Source organism: Streptomyces sp. NPDC057099, assembly GCF_042671245.1.
Lineage (GTDB): Bacteria > Actinomycetota > Actinomycetes > Streptomycetales > Streptomycetaceae > Streptomyces > Streptomyces purpurascens.
The window spans coordinates 1-1,411 of the sequence record NZ_JBHUTX010000122.1; the positions used below are offsets into that span (position 1 = coordinate 1).

The following is a 1,411-nucleotide window of genomic DNA, read 5'->3' on the forward strand; positions in this document are numbered from 1 at the left end:
CCTCGCCCGCCGCGGATTGGCCGTGGCCAGTGCCGAGTACCGGCGCGGCGGTGACGAAGACTCCCTCGCGGGCCGCGACTGGTACAACGCGACCGCGTCCGCCTTGAACTGCGGCGGATAGTTCTTCATGACCACGAGATGTCCGTCCTCAGATCCTCAGGATCCAGTGTCTCGTGTGTCCAGGATCAGGGGTCAAGGCCCGGGGAACTTCACACTAGAACCAGGCGGATTTCTGACCAGGGACGATCCGGCCCTGTTCACGACGCTGCGCGGCTCGGCCGCGAGCATGCTGGCCCGGCTGTGGGTCACCGGCTACTGAGGTTTTCGGGTTGACATCGGGTGGTGACAGTTCATGATCCCTGTGGTATGCCGGTGGGATGAGGTATCCGGAGGGTGGAGGCCTGACCGCTGAGCGTCGGGCGTTTCGTGAAGGGATCCGGTTACAGGCCGGGATGCGGTTCGCGGCGGGTGAGAAGACCGCGGTGATCGCGAAGGATCTGCGGGTGAGTGTGAGGTCGGTGGAACGCTGGCGTCGTGCCTGGCGCGAGGGCGGCATGGAGGCCTTGCGCTCGGCGGGTCCGGCGAACTCCCCGACCGTCACCGACGCCCAGTTCGCCGTCCTCGAGGAGGAACTCGGCAAGGGACCGGCCGCGCACGGCTTCGAAGACGAACGCTGGACCCTGGCCCGGGTCCAGACGCTGATCCGCCGACGTCTTCGGGTGAGTCTGTCGGTGGCGACGGTGTGGCGGCTGCTGAAACGGCACGACTGGTCCTGGCAGGCACCAGCCCGCAGAGCACTCGAACGCGACGAGCACGCGGTGGAGCTGTGGAAGAAGGAGGTCTGGCCCCGGGTAAAAGGCTCGCGGCGGCGTCCGGGGCCTGGATCGTCTTCGAGGACGAGGCCGGCTTCTCGATGACACCGCCCCGTGCCCGGACCTGGGGCCGACGCGGGCACACCCCCGTCATCCGCGTCCGCGGCCGCTCCCGCCGCCGGACCTCAATCGCCGCCCTGTGCTGCTACAAGCCCGGCGAGACGAGCCGCCTCATCCACCGGCCCCGCACCCATCTCCGCCTCAAAGGCGCACGCAAGAGCTTCTCCTGGCAGGACTACCGCGACCTGCTGGTCCGCGCGCACATCCAGCCCGACGGTCCGATCGTGGTGGTCTGGGACAACCTCAACACTCACCTGGCGGCCGGGCTGAAGCGGTACGAGGCCGAGCACGACTGGCTCACCACCGTCCGCCTCCCGCCCTACGCGCCCGACCTCAATCCCGTCGAGGCCGTCTGGTCACTCGTGCGCAGAGCGATGGCCAACACCGCCTTCGCGGCCAGCCGCACGAGCAGTTCCCCGCCGGTCTCCTGGCCGTCGCGGACCTCCAGCACCTTCGCCAGCGTCAGCCCGCACTGGTCC

The 1,411-nt window shown here is 68.8% G+C and carries 3 protein-coding genes; all 3 read left to right on the plus strand.

The genetic code is table 11. The features are described from left to right. Positions 1–175: 175 nt before the first annotated feature. Positions 176–319: a hypothetical protein gene (locus ACFT4A_RS42465; RefSeq protein ID WP_382842052.1), complete on the plus strand. Its 144-nt coding sequence runs from the start codon at positions 176–178 to the stop codon at positions 317–319. Positions 320–377: 58 nt separating this feature from the next. Further along, positions 378–917, plus strand: a complete 540-nt coding sequence (locus tag ACFT4A_RS42470; protein ID WP_376381358.1) for a winged helix-turn-helix domain-containing protein — start codon at positions 378–380, stop codon at positions 915–917. Further along, positions 914–1,411 (plus strand): transposase (locus ACFT4A_RS42475; protein ID WP_382842055.1); only part of this gene is annotated, 498 nt, incomplete at its 3' end. The genes ACFT4A_RS42470 and ACFT4A_RS42475, both read left to right, overlap by 4 nt.

Excerpts from the sequence above, each read along its gene's own strand:
- ACFT4A_RS42470 (WP_376381358.1), top strand. The coding sequence starts at position 378 with ATGAGGTATCCGGAGGGTGGAGGCCTGACCGCTGAGCGTCGGGCGTTT.